Annotated in this window: 19 protein-coding genes; 13 read left to right on the top strand and 6 right to left on the bottom strand. The window is 59.0% G+C overall.

The annotated features are described in order from the left end of the window. Positions 1 to 58: 58 nt before the first annotated feature. The 11 genes from Q2B33_RS11955 to Q2B33_RS11905 all read left to right on the top strand — a co-directional run bounded on the left by Q2B33_RS11955 (position 59) and on the right by Q2B33_RS11905 (position 10477). Entirely contained in the window at positions 59 to 1618 is a 1560-nt protein-coding gene (locus Q2B33_RS11955) for an isopeptide-forming domain-containing fimbrial protein (protein ID WP_300570458.1), read from the top strand. Between the two features lie 277 nt (positions 1619 to 1895). Continuing rightward, positions 1896 to 2804 carry a class C sortase gene (locus Q2B33_RS11950; protein ID WP_300570461.1) on the top strand — a complete coding sequence of 303 codons (909 nt, stop codon included), beginning with the start codon at positions 1896 to 1898 and terminating at the stop codon, positions 2802 to 2804. A 28-nt stretch (positions 2805 to 2832) separates the two neighbouring features. After that, positions 2833 to 4008 carry a DUF5979 domain-containing protein gene (locus Q2B33_RS11945; protein WP_300570464.1) on the top strand — a complete coding sequence of 392 codons (1176 nt, stop codon included), beginning with the start codon at positions 2833 to 2835 and terminating at the stop codon, positions 4006 to 4008. A 14-nt stretch (positions 4009 to 4022) separates the two neighbouring features. Further along, positions 4023 to 4589: a hypothetical protein gene (locus Q2B33_RS11940; protein WP_296455387.1), complete on the top strand. Its 567-nt coding sequence runs from the start codon at positions 4023 to 4025 to the stop codon at positions 4587 to 4589. Then, positions 4589 to 5308 carry a hypothetical protein gene (locus Q2B33_RS11935; protein WP_296455385.1) on the top strand — a complete coding sequence of 240 codons (720 nt, stop codon included), beginning with the start codon at positions 4589 to 4591 and terminating at the stop codon, positions 5306 to 5308. The genes Q2B33_RS11940 and Q2B33_RS11935 overlap by 1 nt, the downstream gene beginning before the upstream one ends. Positions 5309 to 5320: 12 nt before the next feature. Next, a complete protein-coding gene (locus Q2B33_RS11930) occupies positions 5321 to 7138 on the top strand; it encodes a hypothetical protein (RefSeq protein ID WP_300570471.1) in 1818 nt (605 codons plus the stop codon). Continuing rightward, positions 7128 to 7652, top strand: coding sequence for a signal peptidase I (locus tag Q2B33_RS11925; RefSeq protein ID WP_300570474.1), 525 nt, complete (start codon positions 7128 to 7130; stop codon positions 7650 to 7652). The genes Q2B33_RS11930 and Q2B33_RS11925 overlap by 11 nt, the downstream gene beginning before the upstream one ends. A 137-nt stretch (positions 7653 to 7789) precedes the next feature. Beyond that, positions 7790 to 8566: an AP2 domain-containing protein gene (locus Q2B33_RS11920; RefSeq protein ID WP_300914049.1), complete on the top strand. Its 777-nt coding sequence runs from the start codon at positions 7790 to 7792 to the stop codon at positions 8564 to 8566. After that, the gene (locus tag Q2B33_RS11915) at positions 8550 to 8753 is read left to right on the top strand and encodes a hypothetical protein (RefSeq protein WP_300570480.1); all 204 of its coding nucleotides are present in this window, start codon (positions 8550 to 8552) and stop codon (positions 8751 to 8753) included. The genes Q2B33_RS11920 and Q2B33_RS11915 overlap by 17 nt, the downstream gene beginning before the upstream one ends. Beyond that, entirely contained in the window at positions 8750 to 9982 is a 1233-nt protein-coding gene (locus Q2B33_RS11910) for a BTAD domain-containing putative transcriptional regulator (protein WP_300570483.1), read from the top strand. The genes Q2B33_RS11915 and Q2B33_RS11910 overlap by 4 nt, the downstream gene beginning before the upstream one ends. Positions 9983 to 9991: 9 nt before the next feature. Continuing rightward, positions 9992 to 10477 carry a hypothetical protein gene (locus tag Q2B33_RS11905; protein WP_300570486.1) on the top strand — a complete coding sequence of 162 codons (486 nt, stop codon included), beginning with the start codon at positions 9992 to 9994 and terminating at the stop codon, positions 10475 to 10477. 86 nt (positions 10478 to 10563) lie between these two features. Here the strand turns inward: Q2B33_RS11905 and Q2B33_RS11900 are convergent, their stop codons facing one another. The 6 genes from Q2B33_RS11900 to ispE form a co-directional block, all read right to left on the bottom strand. Continuing rightward, on the bottom strand, positions 10564 to 11217 hold the full coding sequence (locus Q2B33_RS11900; protein ID WP_296455367.1) for a hypothetical protein: 654 nt from the start codon (positions 11215 to 11217) through the stop codon (positions 10564 to 10566). A 137-nt stretch (positions 11218 to 11354) separates the two neighbouring features. After that, positions 11355 to 11777: a DUF1934 domain-containing protein gene (locus tag Q2B33_RS11895; RefSeq protein ID WP_300570491.1), complete on the bottom strand. Its 423-nt coding sequence runs from the start codon at positions 11775 to 11777 to the stop codon at positions 11355 to 11357. A 10-nt stretch (positions 11778 to 11787) separates the two neighbouring features. Then, entirely contained in the window at positions 11788 to 12636 is an 849-nt protein-coding gene (gene murI, locus Q2B33_RS11890; RefSeq protein WP_296455363.1) for a glutamate racemase, read from the bottom strand. 13 nt (positions 12637 to 12649) lie between these two features. Further along, complete coding sequence (locus Q2B33_RS11885; protein WP_300570494.1) at positions 12650 to 12925, bottom strand: hypothetical protein; 276 nt, start codon at positions 12923 to 12925, stop codon at positions 12650 to 12652. A gap of 85 nt (positions 12926 to 13010) precedes the next feature. Then, entirely contained in the window at positions 13011 to 13691 is a 681-nt protein-coding gene (locus tag Q2B33_RS11880; protein ID WP_296455361.1) for a GntR family transcriptional regulator, read from the bottom strand. 140 nt (positions 13692 to 13831) lie between these two features. Beyond that, positions 13832 to 14692, bottom strand: coding sequence for a 4-(cytidine 5'-diphospho)-2-C-methyl-D-erythritol kinase (gene ispE / locus Q2B33_RS11875; RefSeq protein ID WP_300570498.1), 861 nt, complete (start codon positions 14690 to 14692; stop codon positions 13832 to 13834). A 247-nt stretch (positions 14693 to 14939) separates the two neighbouring features. Between ispE and Q2B33_RS11870 the strand changes: the two genes are divergently transcribed. Both Q2B33_RS11870 and Q2B33_RS11865 read left to right on the top strand, forming a co-directional pair. Continuing rightward, a complete protein-coding gene (locus Q2B33_RS11870) occupies positions 14940 to 16982 on the top strand; it encodes an ABC-F family ATP-binding cassette domain-containing protein (RefSeq protein WP_300570501.1) in 2043 nt (680 codons plus the stop codon). 393 nt (positions 16983 to 17375) lie between these two features. Beyond that, a partial coding sequence (locus tag Q2B33_RS11865; protein ID WP_330691374.1) for a sugar-binding domain-containing protein occupies positions 17376 to 17738 on the top strand: 363 nt, incomplete at its 3' end.

The following is a 17738-nucleotide window of genomic DNA, read 5'->3' as shown; positions in this document are numbered from 1 at the left end:
CCAAATATAGCATCATGGAACTGGAAACAAGACTATTAAAAGAAAGGAAGGTTTTACTATGAAAGGCAAGATGAAAAAGTTAGTTGCTTTTGCCCTGGCTGCAATCATGGTTCTGGGTATGGGCATCACCGCTTTCGCGGCAAACGATGGGGCTGGGGGGACGACACCGGAGGCAACACCTAATCCTACAATCCCCAATGGATCTGGCACAAATGGAGAGTATACGCTGGAGGTTACGAATCCTGCTGTCAATCATGCGTATAAGGTATACCAGATTTATACTGGTGATGTATCGGTGAACGCAGCAGGGAAGGCTGTTCTGGCCAATATCAAAAAAGGTTCCGCTCTTGATGGCGCTGGAACAGCATTGACGCAGTCCGAAATGGATTTATTAGAAAGCAAAGTAAACGGTTTGGACTACGCAAAAGAATTAGCCGAAAATATCACTGCTAATACTACGGTAGCGGCAACTTTGACACAAGAAAGTCCAAGTGCATCTTTAGCAGGAGGTTATTATCTGGTAATAGATAGATGGGCTGGGAAAGATGCAGAGGGCAATACGACCGAGGTTCCTGATGGAATGCAGTTTTCCGATTTCGTTATCTCCATTGTAGGAGCTACAACATTTGCCCCTAAGACATTAAATGTACCTAGTTTTGAGAAAACCGTACCTGTCGGCAGCGATAAGCTGACTGTCATCTCAGATAAAAAGGTTGGGGACACAATTAAATTCGAATTGAATGCGACAATGCCGGATAGCTTTGGTAGCCATGACGCATATAAGGTTGTATTCAATGACGAACTGTCAGAAGGTCTTACCTACAAAGCAAATAGTATTAAAGTGGCAGTAAACGGAACCGAGGTTACAGAGACAGCAGTGCCGGAATTTGATGGGCAGAAACTTAGATATGAAATTGAGGATGTGTTCAGGTTTGGAGGATTGACAAAAGAGACCGCGGCAAACGCAAGCATTACTGTAACATATGAAGCTACAATTAATGAGAAGGCAAAAACAAGAGTTGGTGAAACCAATACGGCTACATTGGATTATACCAATGGTCCTGGACCTGATCAGATTGGTTCCTCTACACCTAGCGTTGTAACAGTGCTTACCGCAAAGCTGCAAGTCAATAAAGTGGACGGAGATAATAGTGACACGCCGTTGGCAGGGGCAGGCTTCACGTTGTACAAATACAGTGGGACAGCAGATGGAAATAAGGGAGATGTAGTTGAAACAATAGGAGCAGGAACGGATAAGACAGAATTCACCTTTGGAGGTTTAGCGACAGGTAAATATGTATTGTCAGAAACTACAACTCCTGCAGGTTATAATACCATGGACGATATTGTGGTAAATGTAACATTTTCTAGCAAGACGGAGAATAATGCAACAGTGATGGATGGGCTGTCTGTGACAACAGAAGGAGGCGTTGCTCTGACTTGGTCAGCAAATGATGGGACGCAGATTGCTTCTGCCAAGATTCAGAACTTTACTGGCGTGCAGCTTCCCTCCACTGGCGGCATCGGCACCACGATCTTCTACGTAGTAGGCGGCATCCTGGTAGCAGCGGCAGGCATCCTTCTGATTACCAAGAAGCGCATGAGCGGACGTGACTAATCAGGTTACAGGCAAAAAATAAGCCACAAAAGACAAAGACGATAAGACAGAACCGAATTAGCGCCAAATAAGAACCAAAGCCTCTGGGGCGGGGAAAAATCCGACCTTCCCGCCCCGGAGGATGCCGCACTTAGCTGACACCTTCCCGTGGTGTGCGGCGAGCAACGGAAACGCTGTTGTATGATGAATGCAGCGCGTGTCCGGCAAAGCTCAGCGAAGAGCCTACGGAAGATTCCCTTCCGGGGCAGGGATTCGAATGCAACTGATGGGGAAACCGATGAAGAAGAAAGAAAAGATTCGAAAGGCGAAGAGGAAGGGCACCCTCTCCACCATCCTGTTGATGATGATTCTGTTGGCAGGGCTGGGTGTCATGCTCTACCCCATGGTCAGCGACTACTGGAACTCCTTCCACCAGACCAGGGCCATTGCCGATTATGATGCGATTGTGGCCGAGTTGGATGATACTGACTACGAAGCGCTCTTCGCCGCGGCCGAGGAGTACAATCAGAAACTGTGTGAACTGGGTGCACCCTTCTCGGAGCATGAAAAGATTGAAGAGCTGTACTACGATGTCCTGGATGTGGCGGGTAATGGAATCATAGGCCATATCGCTATTCCGAAGATTAACGTCAGCCTACCTGTCTATCATAGTACCAGCGATGCCGTCCTGAACATAGCAGTGGGGCACCTGGAAGGATCCAGCCTTCCCATAGGCGGGGAGGGGCGGCACAGCGTATTGTCCGCCCACAGAGGCTTGCCTTCGGCGAAGCTGTTCACGGACTTGGACCGAATGGAGAAGGGGGATATTTTTACGGTTACGGTGCTGAACCGGATATTGACCTATGAGGTGGATCAGATACTGATTGTGGAGCCGACCCAGATGGAGGCGCTGAATGTGACGGATGGAAGGGATTATTGCACCCTGCTGACATGTACCCCTTATGGAATCAACAGTCATCGGATGTTCGTGCGGGGGCACCGGATTGACAATATCGAGGAAGAGAAGGTTGTAGTTATTGCTGCGGAAGCCCGGAGGATCCCCACTTATTACGTCATACCCGCCGTAGGGATACCGCTCCTGTTCGTGTCGCTGATTATCATGCTGACAGTCTCCGGCAGGAAGCGGCCGAAGAAAACGGGCGAAGAGCTGTTGGAGGAATTCAAGAAAAACAATGGATATAAATAAGTGTCGGTATAATAAGGAGGAAACGCCCATGAAAACGAGATGGAAGAGCCGCCAGCGGTTCAGGAATCGCCTGACGGGGATTGCGCTGGCATTCGTAATGACTGCGGCCTGTATCATCGCGGCGCTTGGCGGGACGGCCCATGCGGCCGAGCCTTTGGACTTAGCCAGGAAATGCGTGCTGCAGGTGAAGGTAGAGCCCAAGGCGATGGAAGAAGGCGGGGAGGCAGAGGCACCGGAGGTGGCCATAGACCTGTACAAGGTGGCGGATGCCGTGAAGCTGGAGGGCTATGATGCCTATCGGTTTGAGACAATAGATTCCTTTGCCGGTCTGGACGTGGATATCGCCGTGGGCGAAGCGGATGCGGCGCAGGTATGGATGGGGCAGGCAAGACAGGCTGCGTCCATTGTTTTTGCAGAGGGAAATTCCATGGAGCCGTCTGCCACCGCCGTGAAAGCGGATGAAGCCAGCGAGGTAGGATTTGCAGACCTGGAGCCGGGCCTTTACCTGATGGTTCCCAGAGGGGCGGATTTGGAACAGGAGGATTATCTCTTCCGCGGTACAGGCGGGGAGGATGGCACGGAGACGATTCAGACCGTGGCCTATTCGGATTCCTATACCTTTACCTACAGCCCTCAGTTGGTGGCGCTGCCGATGAGAAAGGGTGTGGAGGGCTCTGCCGCCACCTCCGATTTGGGGGAGTGGATATATGAACTGACGGGGACGGATGCAGCCGAGTCCAAACCTGCGCTCAGCGGGCGCTTCGCCGACCTGCGCATCGACAAGGAATTGCTGAGCTTCCGCACAGGCAGCCCGGCCACCTTCGTCTTCACCGTGGAAGCCGTACTCCATGACAACATAGTATACAGCAACGCGGTGTCCATGACCTTTGACGGCCCGGGGATCCAGAGCGAGCTCATAGCGGACAGGATTCCGGTAGGAGCCCAGGTCACCGTCACGGAGGTCTACTCCGGAGCCGCTTACCAGGTGGCTGCGGGCAGCGCCCAGGTGCAGACCGTGACCATGGCGAACGCGGATGCCGGGAGCGCGGACTTTGCCAATATCGCATCCTTCCAGAACGTTTACGACGGCTCCGGCAGGGAGGGCGCGGCGATCACGAACCATTTTGAATACATGGATGACGGGGAAGGCCTGATCTGGAACTGGACGCAGGATCCGGGCCGGACGCCGGGCGTAGCTGACTAAGGGGGTGGGACGAGATGAAAAGAAAGAAGATTCTTCCGGCAGCAGGATGTGCCGCTGCTGCTCTTGCGGCGGGCCTTGTCCTCACCGCCGGGATGGGGGAGGCCTGGGCGTACTTCACTACCTACACCAGCGCTTCCGGAGGCTATACCATTGATTTGAGCAATGAGACGCAGATTGTAGAGGAATATTCCAATCATACCAAGCGCCTGGTGGTGACCAATGACGGCACCAGGCCTGTGTACGTCAGGGCCAGGGCCTTCAGCGGCAGCCAGTGCGCGCTGGCCTACAGCAGCGAGGACGGCCGCTGGCAGGCGGGAAACGACGGATACTACTATTTCAGTGAACCACTGGCCGGGGCGGTGACAGCGGAGGACGGCACGGTGAGCAGGGCCAGGACCAGCGAGCTGTTGGTCCAGATAGAGTTTCCGGCGGACGCGGAAGAGGGCGACGAGTGCAATGTAGTCGTCATCTATGAGTCCATCCCGGTGCAGTATGACGCGGACGGAAACGCCCTGGCCCCTCAGGCTGCGGACTGGTCGGTGCCTTTGGTCAGCGGCAGCACGGAAGGAGGGAATGACTGATGAAGAAGTTGAAGAAGATGATTGCCTCCCCGGTCACCACCATAGCCGCTTTCGCCGTTGCGGCAGGGCTGCTGCTGTTCAGCTCCATAGGCGGGGCCAGGGCGGCGCTGACCTACTTCTCCGATGACTATGCGGCAAACATCCAGCTCCACGAGATCGGCGTCACGCTGGTGGAGAACGGAGCCCCGGTGGAAGGGGAGCTGCTGAAGGGCCTCCTGGCGGAAGGGGAGGAGCTGAAGCTGGGGACGGCCTATCAGGAACAACTGAACGTATACAACAGCGGCGTCATCAACGAGTACGTCCGGGTCAGCATCCACAAGTATTGGGTGGATTCGGAGGGGGAGAAGATCCGCACCCTGTCGCCTGAGCTGATCGGACTGAACCTGGTGAACCTGGGGACGGACTGGCTGATTGACCAGGAGGCCTCCACCAGGGAGCGCACAGTGCTCTACTACAACAAGCTGCTGGCCTCCCAGAGCGAGACCCCTCTCTTCGCGGATAAGCTGACCATCGACGGCAGCATAGCGGACAGGGTGGGGGAGACCAGGGAGACCTCCGGAGGATATACGACGATTACCGTGACCTACGAGTATGACGGGGCCCGGTTCTGCATCGAGGCCAAGGTGGACGGCGTGCAGGAGCACAACGCCCAGGATGCCATCTGGAGCGCCTGGGGCCGCAGGGTGACCATAGACAACGGCGTGCTTAGCCTGAACTAGGAGGGAGAGACAATGAGGAAAAGATTACTGACGTTGGTCCTCCTGGCGGGGACGCTCATCTGTGCTCCGGCTGCGGCGCGGGCGGAGACGCTGACCTCGGAGAGGAACATATCCTTCACCAGCGACAACAAGCTGTCGGAGGACCGTTCGGCGGCGGACATGAACAGCGCGGTCTACGAACTGCAGCCCGGCGACGACATCACGATTACATTGAACCTTAAAAACGACAATGCGTCTGCGGCCAACTGGTACATGACCAACGAGGTGCTGCAGTCCCTGGAGGAGACCGCGGGCAGCGGGGCCAGCGGAGGCGCGTATGAATACGAACTGATCTACACGGATCCCGCCGGGGCCCGGGAAGTCCTGTTCACCAGCGACACCGTGGGCGGCGAGAACAGCGGCAGCCGGGTGGGCCTGAAGGCTGCCACCAGCGGCCTGGAGGATTTCCTGTACCTGGACACCCTGAGCCCGGGGCAGAGGGGCGTGGTCACATTGCGGGTGGCGCTGGACGGCGAGACTCAGGGCAACGACTACCAGAACACCCTGGCAAGTCTGCAGATGAACTTCGCGGTAGACACTACCACCGTGAACAACCAGACGGTGACCCGTGTGGTGGATGAGAACGGGAACCCCATACTGGTGGACGACAATGGCAATCCGGTGGCGGATGACGATGGCGGCAGCCATGCACGGACGGGGATTGTGCGCACAGGGGACGAGAACAATCTGCTGCCCTATGTGGCAGCCGCCGGGGTCAGCGGCCTGCTGCTCCTGATACTGGCCATCATCGGCATAAAGGAGCGGAAGAAGGCAGAGAAGGGCATGAAGGCCATGGCCCTGTGCCTGGCGCTGAGCCTGGCGTGGGGGATGTCCGTCCCGGCACAGGCCGCGGAGGACTATACCTACACGCTGCGCCTCTATGCGGGGGCCCAGGGAACCATCGATGCCTCCGTGGTGCAGCGGCTCTCTGACGCGGGCGCTACCGTGAGCATAGAGGACGGGGAGGTCTGCGTGGTCAGCGGGCTCCATTATGGGGAGCAGGTGGTGTTCGACATACAGCGGGGCGTAGCCCTGCAGGAGGGGAGCAAGTATTACCGCAAGGGCTTCCGGGTCAGCGGGGAGGACACGAACAGCAACCGGCTGGCGAATCCTTCCGTCACGGTGAACGGGGATGCGGACTATGTGGTGGCCTACGGCATACAGGGAGAGACGGTGGCCTATACCGTCACCTACCAGGACACAGAGGGGAACGTGCTGTACCCCAGCGCGGTATACTATGGGAACGTAGGCGACATGCCTGTGGTGGCGTACCAGTACATCGAGGGCTGGCAGCCCCAGGCCTACAACCTGGGCAAGACTTTGGTGGCGGATGCCTCCCAGAACGTGTTCGATTTCATCTATACGCGGATACCCACAGTGGTCACCACCGACACGGTGGTAGTTCCGGGGCAGCCTGCCGAGCCCCAGGAGCCTGTGGTACAGGAGCCTGAAGGGGTTACGGTGGTGGAGCCGGAGGAGGGCCCGGAGGCTCCCATAGAGCCTGTGGGGGACGACATAGAGGACGATGAGACGCCTTTGGCGCCGCCGGATGACTATCGGAACCTTGACGATGAGGAGACGCCGCTGGGCGGCTACGATGGCGGGGAGGATGGGACTGACGATGACAAGGGCATCATGACATCCATCCTGGACGATATCGCCACGCCGCTGGCAGTGCTTCCCACACCGGCCAAGGCGGGCATCCTGGCAGTGCTGGCGGCTCTGGCGGGTGTAGGCATCTGGCTGATCGTGGCGGCCAGGAAGAAAGGGAAGAAGGAAGATGAGCAGTAGTCCACAGGGACTGGAAGCGAATAGGCGGGGCGGGAAGCTGGTTCCCGCCCTTTGCAACATATTCGGCACTTTGATCCTGGTGAGCGTGATCGCCCTCTATCTGCCGATTACGCTGGCCCATGCCAGGGGATATGAAGTCTATAATGTAGTCAGTGGCAGCATGGAGCCCGCGATTCCCGTGGGCAGTGTGATCTACGTGGAGACGTTGCGGGCGGAGGACGTGGCGGAGGGGGATGTGATTGCCTTCCACGGCGGGAGCTCCGTCATCGCCCACCGTGTGGTGAAGAACCGGGTGGGCGAGGGGGAGTTCATCACCAAGGGGGACGCCAACGAGGAGAACGACATGAACCCCGTGGGGTACAATGAGCTGATCGGCAGGGTGTGTCTGCACTATCCGGTGGTGGGCGCGTTCCTGGAGGTGTGCACCAGCAATGTGGGGAAGGTGTACCTGATCTGCTTTGCGGCCTGCGGGGCCATGCTGAACATGCTGGCCGGGCGGCTGCGGAACCGGTGAGGACTGGGACAGAAAAGCGGCTGCGCCCCGCCGGAGGCAAGGGCGGGAGCACAGGGACAGAAGAGGATAGAGGAACGGCTGCGGCCCGCCGGAGGCAAGGGCGGGAGGACAGGGACAGGAGGAAGGGCAGGAGCAGGATGGCAGGGACAGGACAGAGAGGAAGGGAGGGCACCGGGATGGGAGCGAGACCGGAGAAGAACAGGGGCAGGCGGATTGCCCTGAAGGACTGGGTGGGGCGCACCTTCGGGAGCCTTACCGTGGTGGCCTACGACGGGAGGCGGGGCGGGAAGCACTACTGGCGCTGCAGGTGCCTCTGCGGCGGCAGCGCGGTGGTGAGCCAGTCCAACCTGCAGGCGGGGCACACGAGGAGCTGCGGCTGCCTGTCGGATCCGGCGGGGACCAGGCATTTCGTGGAGGGGACCTGCATCGAGAGCATCCGCAGCCGCCGCGTGTCCGCCAGCAACCAGAGCGGGATCCGTGGGGTCTACAGGAACCGCAGGACAGGGCGCTGGGCGGCCCAGATCACCTTCCAGGGCAGGACGCGCTACCTGGGCAGCTTCGACAGCCTGGAGGAGGCGGCCCGGGCCCGGGCGGAGGCGGAGCAGGTCTTCGACGAGTTCCTGGAGCGGCACGGGGATGCCGGGAAGGCGGCAGGGGTCCGGGGGCAGGGGCGGAAGGACGCGCCTGCGGAAGGACAGGAAGGGCTGCTGGCGGCAGCCACCGGGAGCGGCGCAGGGCCCGGGATGGTTTCGGGGGTGCGTGGCAGGCGGCAGGGGAAAGCGGAGGCTCTGCCGGGGCCCGACATGGCCGCCATACCCATGCCCACGGCTGTGGGGGAGGGCGGTACAGGAGGCCCGGGCGGCGGTGAAGCCGTGCTGGCTGCTGCGGGAGGCGCGTATGGGCAGGAGGCTTAGACGCGCTGAAGGCAGCGGGCAGTACGTCACGCTGTGCACCTGCGCCTACGCATTCACCGATGCCAGGTATGTGCTCCACGGCAGACCGGTGCCCGTGGACAACGCCGCGGGAGCAGGCGATGGGGCGCGGGAGGAAGGGGGATCGCCGGAGCGCGGCCAGGAAACAATGGGGGTGATAGGAAGATGACAAGCAATCCGGAGGAACCATGCCTGCAGGTACAGATGCTCGGCGGGTTCTCCTTATCCTGGGGCGGGAAGCTGGTGGCGGGCAGCACGAAGTCCAGCGAGTCCCAGTTCAACTATCTGATGCAGCTCCTGCTGCACCATGGCGAGAACGGCGTCAGCCGGGACATGCTGGAGCGGGTGCTCTTCGAGGACAGGGACATACAGGACATCCACCATGCGGCCCGCAGCGTGATCTACAATGCCAAGAGGAAGCTGAGGGCAGCCGGTCTGCCGGACGTGAACTACATCGAACAGAGGAAGGGCATCTGCTACTGGAATCCCCAGGTGCCGGTGAAGGAGGACGCGGCGGAGTTCGAGCGTCTCTATCGGCAGGCGGAGGAGGCCACGGACCGGGAGGAGAAGGTAAAACTGTACATGGAGGCGTGCCACCTCTACACAGGGGAGTTCCTGCCCCAGCAGACGGGCGTGGTGTGGGTGGCCCAGGAGGCCAAGCGCTACAGGGCGCTGTTCTGTTCCTGTGTGGAACGCGCCGTCCGGCAGTTGCGCCTCACCCAGGACTTTCCGCAGATGGAGGAGCTGGGAATCTACGCCACGGCAATCAACCCGCTGTCGGACTGGGAGACCGTCACCATGGAGGCGCTGGTGGCCATGGGCCGCTATGAGGATGCCCGAAGGCTGTATGACGACACCGTAGATTTGTATTTCCAGGAGCAGGGGCTTCGGCCTTCCTCCCGGATGATGGAGCTCTTCGAGAAGCTGGGCACCCAGATGGAGCATCAGTACGATGCGCTGGACGACATCCAGAGGAAGCTTTCGGAGGGAGGGGGAAACGCCTGCGGCGGGTATCTGTGCACATATCCCGTGTTCCAGGGCGTCTACCGCATGGTGGAGCGGATGATGGAGCGGGGCGGCCAGTCCGTGTACCTGATGCTGTGCATGGTGGTGGACAGCAAGGGGAATCCCATGAAGGAGGGGAGTGTGCTGGAGGAGCTGACCCACAGGCTGGGGGAGGCGATCCAGCAGGCCGTGCGCCACAGCGATTCCGTCTGCAGATACGGCAAGGGCCAGTATCTGGTGCTGCTTGTGAACACGACCAGGGAGAACTGCGGCGTCATCCAGCGGCGCATCAATTATCATTTCATCGTCAGGCGACAGCGCACGGGCATCCAGTATTACGTGAACAGCGTCGTCTGCACGCCGAAAGGGAAGGGACGTTCTGAACAGGGGTAAGGTAGGGGTATGGAAAAGACACAGTGGTACTTGGGAGCGCCGAACAGTGTGGTCTTGTGTGTGGATCGTATAGGGGCAGGACAGCCCGAAGGCAGGTTCTATCATGCCTATGCCCGGGAAGGCACATCCTTTTCGAATATGGAAGAGGCGATCTTTCAACTGGAGAGGTTCTACGATTCCCTGAATTTCCCCCATCCTACCACCGACAGCCGCACATTCATCAACCGGGGGGGACACACAGAATCCAGGAAAGAGAGGACGAGAATCATGAGGGACGACGAATTGCTGAGCAGGCACGGGGATCTGGGGACATTCATCATCCGTGTCCAGCACAGACAGAACAGTAGCTGGCAGGGGAGGATCACCTGGATGGACAGGAACAGGACGCTCTACTTCCGCTCTATCTGGGAGATGATCAAGCTGGTGGCCAGCGCCCTGGATACAGTCAGCGAGCAGGAGGATGCGGCTCTGGAGCAGTCGTGGCAGGACGAATAGAGGCAGTATGTAGATAATGTGGAGACAGAAAGAAAGGGCAGTCCATGGCGGACGGCCCTTTTCCTGCTCTGCTATGATCGCCCCGTTCAGCCCTCGGTGTCCACCGGCGTGGAGCTGGTCTTCTTCGCTTCCTCAGCCATCTGGTCAAATTTCTCCATGACGGCATCGTAGGTGCGCTGGGAGATGTCGGGAAGGTCGCCGCCCCAGGTCTTGCCGGCCTTCTTGAAGCCCTTCTCGAAAGCGGCGCGCATGTCCTCGATCTTGTCAGGGTCTCCGCCGGTCAGTGCCTTCGCGAAGTCGATGATCCTGTCGGAGGTCTGGTTCACGCCCCAGTAGCCGTCCTCGGCGATGTCAGCCTGGGCCTGTGCCTTCGTGGCGGGATCCACGGTATAGTTGCCGCTGCGCAGGAAGGACCAGATATCGTTGGCCTTGCCGTAGGCAGTGGCCTGTCCGGTCATCATCTTCTCTACCAGGCTGCGCAGCTGGGCGGTGCGCGCGTCGGCATCAGCCTTCATCTTGTTGATCAGGTTGGTGTCGGGCTTATAGGTGGTCTTCCCTACATTGTCCTTTGCGCCTGACTGCTCATATACGACGCCCTTATCGGCAGAGGTCTCTTCCGATTTGGATGTTTCCTTTGACGCGGCAGTTTCCGCTGCCTTTGTGTCGGCTTTTACACTCTCTGTAGCAGAATAGCTGTAGGCAGCCGCAGCCTGACTTGATGTAACTCCATTTACACTCATAGTATCCTCCTTCTGACGAAATGTCCCGCATCATCCATGACGCTGGTTGATAGGTGCTCTATCCATTATTTCGGCATATGGATTGGAAATGTTTAGGTGCTGGCGGAGATATTTGATCGCAATTTTACCGGGGAAGCTCACAGGAAGCGCAGGACGATGTCCATGGTGCAGTGGGAGAGGAACTGTCCGCCGGAGGAGAGCGTGTACTCCAGCTGGATTACCGTTCTGTCTTCTTCCCGGGAGAACGAAGCCTCCCGGGTGGCGACTTCCAGGGGCAGGGTGCCATAGGGGGTGACGTAGTCTGTCCTGTGGGCCTGTCCCGCCTGGAAGATCATCCGGGAGCGGACCGCGCCCCGCCTGGTCATCTCCAGCGTGCTGCCATTGTATTTTATGATGCTCCTGACGATGTCTCCGGAATCCTCCTGTGTCTCTTCATAAAGGATGTAGGAGCTGCCGTCCTTTTCATAGTAATCCGCCGTCATGCGGCTCTCCGTGACGGATTCTTCCCCGTCCTGGTCGCGCTGCCGTCCGGTCAGCGACAGCTCTGCTTTCCGTGCCATGGCTGTCCTCCTAATATGCTTCGATGTTCACCGTCTTGGCCGACAATATGCCGTATTTGATGATGGAGTTGGCGAACCGTATGAATTTATCCGCCTTATCGCTGACGTAGAACTGGTAGCGGTTGCTGCCCAGGGCCGGAGGGGTCTGGCAGAGCAGGTCATGGGAGGCCAGGAGCCTGCGCAGCTCCATGGCGGTCTCGTAGGCCGGATTCACCAGGGCCACCCGATCCCCCATGATCCTGCCCAGGGTGGAACGGATCAGGGGATAATGGGTGCAGCCCAGGATCAGGGTGTCGATGTCTATATCTATCAGCTCCGTCAGATACCTGCGCGCAATCTCGTCCGTGACGGGATCCTCCAGAAGCCCTTCCTCCACCAGGGGCACGAAGAGGGGACAGGCCTTGCCGTAGATGGATACCGCGTGCTTCAGTTCCTGTATGTACCGGGTATAGATCTGGCTGCCGATGGTGGCCTCGGTGGCGATGACGCCGATCCGGCCGTTCTTGGTGGCGGAGACGGCGGCTCTGGCCCCCGGCTTCACCACGCCGATGACAGGGATGTCGCAGTCCCGCTCCAGGGCCTCCATGGCATAGGCGCTGGCGGTATTGCAGGCCACCACGATGGTCTTTACCTGGAATGTACGTAAAAAACGCACAATCTGTTCGGAAAACCGCGTGACGGTCTCCCGGGATTTATTGCCGTAGGGAACCCGGGCCGTATCCCCGAAGTAGACGATCTTCTCGTTGGGGATCTGCCGGATGATCTCCCGCACCACAGTAAGGCCGCCCACACCGGAGTCGAACACGCCGATGGGGGCGTCCCTGAGGGCGCTGTTTTGCTTCAGTTCCGTTTCTGTCATGAAAAGCCTCCAACTAGGAATTATTAAAGCTTTTGAACAATTCCTTCAGTTCCGCAAGCAGTCTGCTGCGGAGGGTGATGCTGCCCTGGTCCGCGTCCAGCAGATCCAGATACAGGGCGCTGTCGAAGCTCCATTCCCGGGGCAGTTCGGTGAGGGCGCCCTCTTCGTCCTCCACGCTGACCTTCACAGTGTCGGGAGTCAGGGCAAGCTCCGGATACAACAGCCCCCACCAGCCAAGGGCGGCGCATAATCCCGCCGCCACACGGATTCCGAGCCACTTCTTTCTCATGGGTTTTCCTCTTTTCGCTTTTTGAGGAGTATTGCCCTCGACAGAGGCGGCTATACATGGGGGGCTTCTTTTTGTCTGCGGTCTTTCAGTCGCGGGCGTCCCTGCCGTTCTCCAGGCGGATCTGCCGGATGATGGCCTTCTTCTGGTTGTCGATGTGGAGCTTCGCGGCGGCGGCCGCCGTATCCTTGTCCTTGTTCACGATGCTCTCATAGATAATTCTATGTTCCTTCACCAGCGTTTCATGCTGGCTGCTGTCCTTGATATACTCAAAGCGGTAGCGGTACATCTGCTCGGAGAGATTGTGCACCATCTGGACCAGCCGCCGGTTGCCGGTGGCCTCTACGATGATGTCGTGGAGGGCCACATCGGCCTGGGCGATCTTCCTGGAATCCTTGGTGCCCACGCACTGCTCGAAATGGTCGCAGGCCTTCCGCAGCCGGATCAGGTCTTCCTCGGTGATGCGGTCGCAGGCAAGTTCCGCGCAGAGCGCGTCCAGTGTCCGACGGACTTCCAGCACGTCGCTCATGCTTTTCTCCGTGATACGTGCCACCTCCGCGCCCCGTCTGGGAATCATGGTGACCAGCCCTTCCAGTTCCAGCCTGCGGATGGCTTCCCGGACAGGCGTGCGGCTGACCCCCAGCCTGTCCGCCAGATGGAGCTCCATCAGGCGCTCGCCGGGCTTCAGCTCGCCGGTGAGGATGGCCTGCCGCAATGTATTGAATACCACGTCCCGAAGCGGTAAATCTGCCTGAAAATCAATCTGCATACGAATCCTCCATTCTCACCTTTTGTTGAACATCCTGCCTGTAAGCGGAACTGTGACATCCCCTGTAGACGGGAAATTGATACTGTATCGCTGATATGCCATATTGCCGCTATGTCATAGTGTTTGTCCGGACGGATGTGCTACACCGGCGTAGTCAAAAACGCCTGTCCGGCCAGATCTTCCTGTCCAAACTGCTCCAGCGCCGCCTCTGCCAGCTTACGGTCTTCCTGCCGGAAAATGCCGAACACGGTGGGGCCGCTGCCGCTCATGAGGCTGTCCGCCGCGCCCAGTTCCCGCATCCTGGCCTTGATGTCCGCGATGACGGGATGGGCCGGGACGGTGACCGTCTCCAGGACATTGGCCATGCGCTCCAGCACGCCGCGCAAGCTTCCGTCCCGGATGGCCTGTACCATCCCGTCGATGTCAGGGTGGGCTTCGAGGCCGCCTGCGTCCAGGTGCTCGTAGACATATTTCGTGGATACGCTGATATCGGGCTTTGCGATGAGGATATGGCAGGGGGGGAGAGGCGGGAGAGGGGTCAGCTTTTCCCCGATGCCCTCTGCCAGCGCCGTGCCGCCCAGGATGCAGTAGGGCACGTCCGCGCCGATGGCCACGCCGTCCTCCATGAGCTGCGCGGGGGAAAGGCCCAGACGGTATAAATGGTTGATTCCCTTCATGACGGCGGCGGCATCGGTGCTGCCCCCCGCCATGCCGGCGGCGATGGGGATGTTCTTTTGCAGATGCACGCGCAGGCCGGGACAGCCGTACTTGTCCAGCATGAGCCTGGCCGCTCTGTAGATGAGGTTGTCCTCCCCGGTGGAGAGGCCGTCCGCATCGGTAGTGATGGTAATCCCGCCCTCCGCCCGCTCCAGCGTCAGCTCGTCCCAGAGCCCTACGCTCTGCATGACCATCTTCACCTCATGGTAGCCGTTTGGGAGCCGCCGCACCACGTCCAGCCCCAGGTTGATTTTGGCATATGCCTTTATCTGATATCCGTCCATTTAAGTCCCTCCGCGCAAGAATATTCCGGAACGGTTTTTTCTTATACTAATACTTATTAATACTGATTGTACTAAATTATATACAATCCGGGAGTCTGCGTCAAGGGATAAACCGAGGAGAGTGGGAAAATGCAGGATACTTGTTAAGAAATGGTGGTTACGTTCCCATTTGTATGTTATACTCAATAGGAACTGACGGGAGATCGGACAGAAGGGGAATGGCAGGACAAAGGGAGGATGACAGTCGATGAGATACCAGATCAGGCACGCGCTGGTGCAGTACGGCGCGGATACCATATTGGAGGACGTAAATTTTGAAATCCGGGACAGCGAGAAGATCGCCGTGGTAGGCCGCAACGGCTGCGGCAAGACCACATTGCTGAAGCTGATAAACGGGGACATCCACATGAACAACCTGGACAGCGACGAGGAATGCGGCATCACCATGGCCGGGAAGCAGCGCATCGGCTTCCTGCACCAGATCAGCTTCCCCGACGGGGACACATCCGTGGAAGAGGAGATATGCAAGACCTTCGCGCCCATCTTCGCCTGCGAGGCCAGGATGAAGGAGATCGAGGGGGAGCTGGCCTCCGGCCAGGACAGGGCCCTGCTCCACGAGTACGATGACCTCCAGAGGCAGATGGAGGCCCTGCGGGGCTATACCTGGAGGCGGGACATGGAGATCATGTTCCAGCGGTTCGGATTCGCCCTGAAGGACTTGGAGCGCCCCATAGGGAGCTTCTCGGGGGGCCAGCAGACCAAGGTGGCCTTCATCAAGCTGCTCCTGAGCAGGCCGGACATCATGCTGCTGGACGAGCCCACCAACCACCTTGACCTCCCCACCATCGAATGGCTGGAGGGATATCTGAAGGAATACGACATGTCTGTGGTAATCGTGTCCCACGACCGGATGTTCCTGGACCGGATCATCGATGTGACCTATGAGATCGAATACCACCGCATCCGGCGCTATCCGGGCAATTATTCCGCCTTCATGGAGCAGAAGAAGGCCGCTCTGGCCAAGCAGGAGAAGGATTACGAGGCCCAGCAGAAGGAGATCCAGAGGCTCACGGAATGGATCGAGAAATGGAAGAACACGCCCACCAAGGTAGCCGCTACCAGGTCCAAGCGCATGGCCATCGAGCACATGGTGAAGATAGAGAAGCCCAGGCGCTTCGACACCAGGGCCTTCCACGCCCTATTCCAGCCCCGGATCGAGAGCTATACGGAGGTGGTGGCCGCGAAGAACCTGAGCATCGGCTATGACACAGAGCTGTCAAAGGTCAGCTTCACCCTGCGCAAGGGGGACAGGCTGGCCATCATCGGGGAGAACGGCATCGGGAAGTCCACGCTGCTAAAGACCCTGACAGGCGCCGTGGCGTCCCTGGGCGGCACATTCTCCTTCGGCCCCAACGTGGAGTGGGGATATTTCGACCAGCAGGCGGCGGTGGCGGACCATGTGGATCCGGAACAGACAGTCCTGGACAATTTCTGGGAGGAATACCCGAAGCTCCAGCGGGAGCAGGTCCGCGGGGCCCTGGGGAGCTTCCTGTTCTCCGGGGAGGACGTGGAGAAGAAGATGGGGCAGCTCTCCGGCGGCGAGCGGGTGCGGCTGGCCCTGTGCAAGATGTTCCAGACCAGGCCCAACCTGTTGATCCTGGACGAGCCCACCAACCACATGGACATCGTGGGCAAGGAGGCCCTGGAGCAGATGCTGGGGGCCTTCTCGGGAACGGTTCTCTTTGTGTCCCACGACCGGTACTTCATCCGCCGGATTGCCACGGGAATCCTGGAATTCGCAGACGGCGAGGTGGTACAGTATCCGTACCCTTATGAGGAATATCTCCATGAGAAGGAGAAGCGCCAGGCCCTCCTGCGGGGCTCGACTGCCCCGGGCGCGAACGGTGGAAAGGCCGGAAACATCGGGATTGGATCCGGTCAGGGCGGCGGGCCGGCAGGCGGGATGGGCAGCACCTTGGGCAAAGAGGGAAGAGGGCGTGCCCGGCAGGGCGCTCCCACCCTCTCCGATGTCTTCGACAAGAAGACCTACTATAGTCCCGGTAAGATAAAATCCAGGCTCACCAGGCAGCGGGAGAAATACGAGACCCAGCTGGCGGAGAGCGAGCAGCGGGCGGCGGAGCTCAAGCTCCGGATGATGGATCCGGCCCTTGCATCGGATTACGAGAAGCTGATGGAGCTGCAGACCCGGCTGGACGCGGAGGAGGAGAACCAGGAATCCCTGCTGGAGCGGCTGCTGGAGACGGAGACGGCGCTGGAGGAGATGGAGTAGAAGTGGCTGGAGCAGCAATCCGCTGACAGGGCGCTCGCAAAGGGAGGTATCAGGAGGGGAGCTGACAGGGGATTGAAGATGCATTTACGAACCGACAGGGAACCGAAGAGGCGCATTTACGAACCGGCAGGACACCCAAAATGCGAACCTATGAACCGTCGGGGCATCGGAGATAAGAACCTACGAACCGACAGGGCTTATGCGGAGGAAAGGAATGAGCCGGAAGCGGAGCAGAGATGGAAAGCTGCTCTGCTTCCGGCTCTTGACATTGCGCAGGGGATTGCGTATGATAGAGGAAATGGTTCGGAAACCGGTTTCATCAAGACGTTGAAACAGAAAAGCGCATGGCGATATGGAAAGCGCGCATGGCGCAGGGAAAGGGGCGGAAAGCGCATGGACAGAAAACAGATTGTACTGAGGGAGGGCTGGAAATTTCATCTGGAGGAGGAAATGGAAAAAGAGCATTCCAGGGACTTCCATACCGGAAGCCCGGGGCAGGAGGGATACCTGCGAAGTGCGGCGGCCGGGGCCTGGTACAAGGGCTTCGATGACAGCGGCTGGCGCAGCGTCACGGTGCCCCACGACTGGTCCGTGGAGCAGCCCTTTTCCGAGAGGTATTCCAGCGGCACAGGCTATCTGGCCGGGGGAACCGGCTGGTACAGGGTGCATTTCCGGCTGCCGGAAGGCTGCCGGGGAAAAAGCCTGCGTGTGGTGTTCGATGGCGTCTACAAGAACAGCCAGGTGTGGAGATCGGAA

It is taken from the genome of uncultured Acetatifactor sp. (genome assembly GCF_948601915.1).
Lineage (GTDB): Bacteria > Bacillota > Clostridia > Lachnospirales > Lachnospiraceae > Acetatifactor.
The sequence above is the reverse complement of the archived record's forward strand: the minus strand, read 5'-3'. Positions and strand labels throughout refer to the sequence as shown.

What these genes read in the sequence shown, in the direction of transcription:
- Q2B33_RS11925 (WP_300570474.1), top strand. Translation starts at nt 7,128, where the DNA reads ATGAGCAGTAGTCCACAGGGACTGGAAGCGAATAGGCGGGGCGGGAAG.
- Q2B33_RS11930 (WP_300570471.1), top strand. Translation starts at nt 5,321, where the DNA reads ATGAGGAAAAGATTACTGACGTTGGTCCTCCTGGCGGGGACGCTCATC.
- Q2B33_RS11920 (WP_300914049.1), top strand. Translation starts at nt 7,790, where the DNA reads ATGGCAGGGACAGGACAGAGAGGAAGGGAGGGCACCGGGATGGGAGCG.
- Q2B33_RS11910 (WP_300570483.1), top strand. Translation starts at nt 8,750, where the DNA reads ATGACAAGCAATCCGGAGGAACCATGCCTGCAGGTACAGATGCTCGGC.
- Q2B33_RS11900 (WP_296455367.1), bottom strand. Translation starts at nt 11,217, where the DNA reads ATGAGTGTAAATGGAGTTACATCAAGTCAGGCTGCGGCTGCCTACAGC.
- Q2B33_RS11935 (WP_296455385.1), top strand. Translation starts at nt 4,589, where the DNA reads ATGAAGAAGTTGAAGAAGATGATTGCCTCCCCGGTCACCACCATAGCC.
- Q2B33_RS11950 (WP_300570461.1), top strand. Translation starts at nt 1,896, where the DNA reads ATGAAGAAGAAAGAAAAGATTCGAAAGGCGAAGAGGAAGGGCACCCTC.
- Q2B33_RS11905 (WP_300570486.1), top strand. Translation starts at nt 9,992, where the DNA reads ATGGAAAAGACACAGTGGTACTTGGGAGCGCCGAACAGTGTGGTCTTG.
- Q2B33_RS11945 (WP_300570464.1), top strand. Translation starts at nt 2,833, where the DNA reads ATGAAAACGAGATGGAAGAGCCGCCAGCGGTTCAGGAATCGCCTGACG.
- Q2B33_RS11885 (WP_300570494.1), bottom strand. Translation starts at nt 12,925, where the DNA reads ATGAGAAAGAAGTGGCTCGGAATCCGTGTGGCGGCGGGATTATGCGCC.
- Q2B33_RS11915 (WP_300570480.1), top strand. Translation starts at nt 8,550, where the DNA reads ATGGGCAGGAGGCTTAGACGCGCTGAAGGCAGCGGGCAGTACGTCACG.
- Q2B33_RS11955 (WP_300570458.1), top strand. Translation starts at nt 59, where the DNA reads ATGAAAGGCAAGATGAAAAAGTTAGTTGCTTTTGCCCTGGCTGCAATC.
- Q2B33_RS11870 (WP_300570501.1), top strand. Translation starts at nt 14,940, where the DNA reads ATGAGATACCAGATCAGGCACGCGCTGGTGCAGTACGGCGCGGATACC.
- Q2B33_RS11880 (WP_296455361.1), bottom strand. Translation starts at nt 13,691, where the DNA reads ATGCAGATTGATTTTCAGGCAGATTTACCGCTTCGGGACGTGGTATTC.
- murI (WP_296455363.1), bottom strand. Translation starts at nt 12,636, where the DNA reads ATGACAGAAACGGAACTGAAGCAAAACAGCGCCCTCAGGGACGCCCCC.
- Q2B33_RS11895 (WP_300570491.1), bottom strand. Translation starts at nt 11,777, where the DNA reads ATGGCACGGAAAGCAGAGCTGTCGCTGACCGGACGGCAGCGCGACCAG.
- ispE (WP_300570498.1), bottom strand. Translation starts at nt 14,692, where the DNA reads ATGGACGGATATCAGATAAAGGCATATGCCAAAATCAACCTGGGGCTG.
- Q2B33_RS11940 (WP_296455387.1), top strand. Translation starts at nt 4,023, where the DNA reads ATGAAAAGAAAGAAGATTCTTCCGGCAGCAGGATGTGCCGCTGCTGCT.